The organism is Streptomyces sp. WG5 (assembly GCF_049974565.1).
In the GTDB taxonomy this organism is placed as follows: Bacteria; Actinomycetota; Actinomycetes; order Streptomycetales; family Streptomycetaceae; genus Streptomyces.
Genome location: NZ_JBNGGC010000075.1, coordinates 1 through 6962, shown reverse-complemented (window position 1 = coordinate 6962; position 6962 = coordinate 1). Strand labels below are relative to the sequence as shown.

Annotated in this window: 1 protein-coding gene; it reads right to left on the bottom strand. The window is 72.7% G+C overall.

Annotated features, from left to right (window positions below; all coding sequences use genetic code 11):
- Nucleotides 1–6962 (bottom strand): amino acid adenylation domain-containing protein (locus ACP4IX_RS35770; RefSeq protein ID WP_426558758.1); only part of this gene is annotated, 6962 nt, incomplete at both ends.

Here is a 6962-nt window from a genome sequence, read left to right as displayed (position 1 = left end):
GTCCAGCCCCTCGTCCATCCGCCCCGCGACCGGCGAACCGACGACGATGTCCGATCCCGCGCCCAGCCGCGACAGCAGGCTCGCGAGTCCGGCGTGCAGCACCATGAACAGGGTCACGTCAGCGGACCGCGCGAAGTCCCGCAGCCCGGAGTGCAGGTCGGCACCGATCTCGAAGCCGATCACTTCGCCCTCGTACGACGCCGAGGCGGGACGCGGCCGGTCCCCCGGCACCGTCACCTCCTCCGGTGCTCCCTCCAGCTGCCTCTGCCAGTAGGCGAACTGGCCGCCCACCACGCTCGACGGGTCGTCCACGTCCCCCAGTACCTCGTGCTGCCACACGGTGTAGTCCCCGTACTGCACCGGCAGCGGCGGCCATGACGGGGCCTCGCCGCCCGAGCGGGCCGCGTAGGCCGCCACCAGATCCCGTGCCAGGGGGCCCGCCGACCACCCGTCCCCCGCGATGTGATGCAGTACCAGCACCAGGACCGCGTCGTAGCTCCCGGTGATGTCGAGCAGGTGGGCGTGGACGGGGACGTCGCGGTCGAGGCGGAAGCCGTGCCTGATGGTCGCGGCGATACGAGGGGTGACGGCCGGCTCCGTGACCGGCTCGACGGTGAGGGGCACCCGGGCCTCGTCCACCGGCAGCACGCACTGGTACGGCCGGCCCTCCCTCTCGGGAAAGACCGTGCGCAGCGACTCGTGGCGCGCCACGACGTCGTTGAGGGCGGCCTCCAGCGCGTCGTGGTCGACGTCGCCGGTGAGGCGCAGGGCGAAGGGCATGTTGTAGGTCGCCGACGGACCTTCGAGTTTGTGCAGGAACCACAGCCGCTGCTGGGCGTACGACAACGGCAGCGACTCCGGACGCGGACGCGCCTCCAACGCCGGACGCACCTGCCCCGCGTCCAGACGGCGTACCAGCCCCGCCACGGTCGGCGCCTCGAACAGCGCCCTCAGCGGCAGTTCGACGCCCATGACACGGCGGATCCTGCTCACCAGACGCGTCGCCAGCAGCGAGTGACCACCCAGGTCGAAGAAGCTGTCGTCCACCCCGACCGACGCCACCCCCAGAATGTCCCCGAACAGGCCGCACAGGATCTCCTCCTGCGGTGTGCGGGGCGCTGTCGCGGTGTGCCCGGCGTATTGCGGTGTGGGGAGTGCTGCCCGGTCGACCTTTCCGTTCTGTGTCAGCGGCAGCGCGTCCAGCAGAATGACCGTGGACGGCACGAGGTAGCCCGGCAGTACTTCCCGAAGGTCCGCGCGCAGCGACGCGGGCGTGATCCCGGCGTCCGGCACGGGTACGGGGACCGCGTATGCCGCGAGCCGCAACTCGCCCCCGTGCACGAACGGTGCCACGACCGCCTGGCCCACCGCGGGTAGCCGCCGCAGTGCCTCCTCCACCTCGCCCGGCTCCACCCGGAACCCGCGGATCTTCACCTGGTCGTCCACGCGGTGCAGGTACTCGAGTTGACCGTCCGCGTTCCACCGGACGACGTCGCCGGTGCGGTACATCCGGCCGCCCGGCGCGTCGAACGGGCACGCCACGAACCGCTCCGCCGACAGGCCCGGCCGGCGGACGTATCCGCGCGCGAGGCCCGGGCCGGCCAGGTACAGCTCGCCGGGTACGCCCGGTGGCACGGGGGCCAGGCAGCCGTCCAGGACGAACACGCGGGCACCGACGACCGGTGTGCCGATGGGGGCGTTCGCCCCGGTGAGCGGCGGGCTGGTGGTGGCGTAGACGGTGGCCTCGGTCGGGCCGTAGGCATTGATCATCAGGCGTCCTGCGGACCAGCGGGCGGCCAGGGCGGGCGGGCAGGCCTCGCCCGCGACCACCAGGGACCTCAGATCGGGCAGGGCGGACTCGGCGGAGGCCGGGAGGGTGGCCAGGACGGACGGTGGGATGAACAGGTGGGTGGCCCGGTGGGTGGCGAGCGCGGCGGCGAGCTCGTCGCCGACCAGGTGCTCGGTGCCGGTCTGCACGAGCGCTGCGCCGAGGGTGAAGCCCGTCAGGAGTTCCATCACGGACACGTCGAAGTTGGACGAGGTGAACTGAAGGGTGCGGCTTCCCTCGCCGAGGCCGAAGCGCTCGGCGGTGGCGGTCAGGCCGGCGAGGCCCGCGTGGGTGACGGTCACGCCCTTCGGGGTGCCGGTGGAGCCCGAGGTGTAGATGACGTACGCGGCGTTGGACGGGCACAGGGGCGCCGTGCGGTCGCTGTCCCGGGGCGCCCGCGTCGGCTGCCGGTCCCACGCGGCGGCGGTAGCGGGGTCGTCGGTGAGGTGGAACGGGAGCCGCACGTCCAGGGGCCGGGAGGCCAGCACCAGTGCGGGCCGGGCGTCGGAGACCAGGTAGGCGATCCGCTCGGCGGGATGTGCGGGGTCGATCGGCAGGTAGGCCGCTCCGGCCTTGAGGACGCCGAGGACGACGGCGATCTGGGTCCGGGAGCGGTCGACGGCGACGCCGACCGGGGACTCGGGGCCCGCGCCCCGGGCGATGAGCCAGTGGGCGATCTGGTTGGCGCGCGCGTCGAGCTCGGCGTAGGAGACCGTGCCGTCGGCGTCGATCAGCGCGGGTGCGTGCGGGGTGGCGCGCACCTGCCTCTCGAAGAGTTCGGGCAGGGTCGCCTCCGTCTCGGTGCGGGGGGACGTGCTCCACGTGGCCAGGGTGCGCCGTTCGTCGGGGTCGAGGATGTCCAGTGCGCCGACGCGGCGGTGCGGGTCCTCTGCGGCGGCGGCCAGCAGGCGGGTCCAGCGGGCCGCGAAGGCGTCCACGGTGGCGGCGTCGTAGAGGTCGGTGGCGTATTCGATCATGCCGGTCAGTCCGGCGGGCCTGCCGTCCTCGTCGAAGCTTTCGACCAGGTTGAGGGTGAGGTCGAACTGTGAGCCGCCGGGGGCCGGGGCGAGGAGCTGGGTGTGCAGGCCGGGCAGGTCGAAGCGCAGGTCCGCGTTGTTCTGGAGGGCCAGCATGACCTGGATCAGGGGGTGGTGGGCGGTGGAGCGCTGCGGGTTGAGCTTCTCCACCAGGTACTCGAAGGGGATGTCCTGGTGGGTGTAGGCGGCCAGGCAGGTCTCCCTGACCTGCGCCAGCAGATCGGCGAAGGCGGGGTCGCCGGAGGTGTCGGTGCGCAGGATCAGGGTGTTGACGAAGAAGCCGACCAGCTCGTCGAGGTTCTCGTCGGTGCGTCCGGCGATGGGCGAGCCGACCGCGATGTCCGTGCCGGCGCCCAGCCGCGAGAGCAGGGCCGCGAGGCCGGTGTGCAGGACCATGAACAGGGTGGCGTCCGCCGAGCGGGCCAGCTCCCGCAGCGCGGCATGTGTCGGGGCGTCGAGTGTGAATCGGGCCTCGGCGCCGCGCTGGGAAGCGACGGGGGGCCGCGGCCGGTCCGCGGGGAGGCTCACGACCTCGGGCAGGCCCGCCAAGTGCTCGGCCCAGTAGGCCGCCTGGCCGGCGAAGAGGGCGTCGGGGTCGGTGTCGTCGCCGAGCAGTTCGTGCTGCCAGAGGCTGTAGTCGGCGTACTGCACCGGCAGCGCGGACCACCTCGGCCGCCCACCCTCGCGGCGGGCGGTGTAGGCGCTCCTGAGGTCGTCGGCGAGCGGGCCGAGCGACCAGCCGTCCCCGGCGATGTGATGGATCGTCAGCACGAGGATGTGGGTGTCCGGGCCGGTGCTGAGCAGCCTGGGCCGGACGGGGACCTCACGGTCGAGTTCGAAGCGGTGGCGGACGCACTCCTCCACCCGTGCGTCGAGCCCGTCTTCGGGGACCGGCTCCGGCGTCAGTTCCAGGCGCACGTCCGCGGCGTCCAGTACCCGCTGGTGGGGCTGTCCGTCGGTGTCCGGGAAGATCGTGCGCAGCGGCTCGTGCCGCGCGATCACGTCGTTGAGCGCGGCCTCCAGAGCGCCGATGTCCAGTTTCCCGGTGAGCCGGAGGGCGAGCGGCATGTTGTACGTCGCCGAGGCGCCCTCGAACTTGTACAGGAACCACAGCCTGCGCTGCGCGAACGACAACGGCAGCACCTCCGGCCGCTCCCGCCGCTCCAGCACCGGACGCGAAGCCGCATCAGACAACCGACCCGCGAGCCCCGCCACCGTCGGCGCGTCGAACAACGCCCGCAACGGCAACTCCACGCCCAGCACCGCTCGCACCCGACTCACCAACCGGGTCGCCACCAACGAATGACCACCCAGATGGAAGAAGTCGTCGTCCACGCCCACCACCGGAACACCCAGGACGTCCGCGAAGAGGGTGGCGAGGATCTGTTCCTGCGGTGTGCGGGCGGCCCGCCTGGAGGTGCTCGCGAAGTCGGGGGCGGGCAGCGCGGCCCGGTCGAGCTTGCCGCTCGGCGTGCGCGGCACGGCGTCGAGCACGACGAAGGCCGAGGGCACCATGTAGTCGGGCAGCCGGTCTCGCGCCGTGTCCCGTACCGCCGACACCGACAGTTCGCGCCCCTCCTCCGGCACCAGATAGGCGACGAGCCGGCTCACGCCGTCCTGCTGTTCGTGGGCGGTCACCGCGGCCTGGGCGACGTCCGGGCGGCCGCGCAGCACGGCCTCGATCTCGCCGGGTTCGATCCGGAAGCCGCGGATCTTCACCTGGTCGTCGGCACGGCCGAGGTATTCCAGCCGTCCGTCGGCGTTCCAGCGGGCGAGGTCGCCCGTGCGGTACATCCGCGCACCGGGGCCGGTGAAGGGGCAGGCGACGAACCGTTCGGCCGTCAGGCCGGGGCGGCCGACATAGCCACGCGCCAGGCCCGCCCCCGACACGTACAGCTCTCCCCACACGCCCGCCGGAACCAGTTCGAGCCGCTCGTCGAGCACCAGCCCGGCCAGTCCGGGCAAGGGCCGCCCGATCGGCACCACTCCGGTCTCCCGGCCGGCCGGCAGCGGGCTCATCGCGGCGCCCACGGTCGACTCGGTGGGCCCGTACGCGTTGATCATCCGGCGTCCCGGGGCCCACCGCGCGGCCACGTCGGGCGGACATGCCTCGCCCGCGACCGCCAGCGTGGTCAGTCCGGTGAGCCGGTCCGGCCCATGGGTGTCCTCCAGGGTGACCAGGACGGACGGTGGGAGGGTGGCGTTGGTGATCCGCTCGCGGTGGAGCAGCTCGGCGAGCTCCCCTCCGGCGATGCCGGTCTCCTCGGGCACCACCAGGGTCGCCGCGGCACTGAAGGTGGTCACCATCTCGGAGACCATGGCGTCGAAGCTGGAGGGCGAGAACTGGAGCACCCTGTCGCCGGGGCGCAGCGCGAAGGCGGCCCGCTTGGCCGCCGCGAGCCCGGCGATCCCGGCGTGCGTGACCTCGACGCCCTTGGGGCGGCCGGTGGAACCGGACGTGTAGATCACGTACGCGGTGTACGCCGGGTCGACGGTGATGCCGAGGCCCGTGCCGGGCCAGTCCGTGAGGTCCTGTCGGACCCACTCGTCGTCGAGCACCACCGCCGGCTCCGCGTCGCCGAGCATGTACGCCCGCCGGTCCGCCGGGTAGTCAGGGTCCACGGGCACGTAGGCCGCGCCGGTCTTCAGCACGCCCAGCAGGGCGGCGAGCAGGCCGGGGCCGCGCCGCATCAGCAGCGCCGCCCGCCGGCCCGGACCGAGGCCGCGGTCGGCCAGCAGCCGCGCGATCCGGTTCGACCATGCGTCCAGTTCTGCGTACGTCAGCTGCTCTTCGCCGCGTACGACGGCCGGCGACGTCGGAGCGCGCCGCACGGCCTCGGCGAACAGGCCGGGCAGGGTGAGCGGTTCGAGCCGGGCCGAGCCGTGCACGCCCGACCAGCCGAGCAGTTGCCGGCGTTCTGCCGGGGCCAGCAGGTCGAGGGTGTCGAGCGGCAGGTCCGCGGCGGCCGCGGCGGTGGTCAGCAGCCGTACGTACCGCGCCCCGAACGCCGCGACGGTGTCGGGGTCGTAGATGTCGGTGGCGTACTCGACGAAGCCGGTGATGCCCGCCGGGCCGCCGTTCGCGTCGAAGGTCTCGCCGATGTTCAGCAGCAGGTCGAACTGCGAGCTGCCCTGCCCCGGGTTCTCCAGCCGTGCCTGGAGCCCGGGCAGGTCGAAGCGCACCTCCGCGGTGTTCTGGAGGGTGAGCATGACCTGGACGAGCGGGTGGTGGGCGGTGGAGCGCTGCGGGTTGAGCTTCTCCACCAGGTACTCGAAGGGAATGTCCTGGTGGGTGTAGGCGGCCAGGCTGGTCTCCCTGACCTGCGCCAGCAGATCGGCGAAGGACGGCCGTCCCGAGGTGTCGGTCCGCATGACGAGGGTGTTGACGAAGAAGCCCACCAGGTCGTCGAGGCCCTCGTCGGTGCGTCCGGCGATGGGTGAGCCCACCGCGATGTCCGTTCCGGCACCGAGCCGCGACATCAACCCGGCGAGGCCCGCGTGGAGCACCATGAACAGCGTCGCCCCGTGGGCCCGCGCCAGCTCCCGCAGGGTGGCATGGGTCGAGGCGTCGATCTCGAACGGCAACATCTCGCTGTGGTGCGACGCCTCGGACGGCCGCGGCCGGTCGGTGGGCGGGCACACGACGTCGGGCAGGCCGCGCAGGTGCTCGGTCCAGTAGGCGGCTTGGCGGCGCAGCAGGCTGTCGGGGTCGGTGTCCTCGCCGAGCAGTTCGTGCTGCCAGATGCCGTAGTCGGCGTACTGCACCGGCATCGCGGACCATTGCGGCGACCGGCCCTCACGCCGGGCCGCGTAGGCGGTCACCAGGTCCTCGGCCAGGGGCGCCATCGACCAGCCGTCACCGGCGATGTGATGCAACGTCAGCATCAGCATGGATTCGCCGGGCCCCGTCGTCAGCAGCATCGCGCGCAACGGCATGTCCCGGTCCAGCTCGAATCCGTGCCGTGCCATGTCGTGGACCAGCCGATCCCGCCGCTCCACCGACCGCGCGTCCTCCACGGTGAGGGTGAGGTGGGCTTCGGTGGGGGTGAGGATGTGCTGGTAGGGCTCGCCGTCGAGGTCGGGGAAGACCGTCCGCA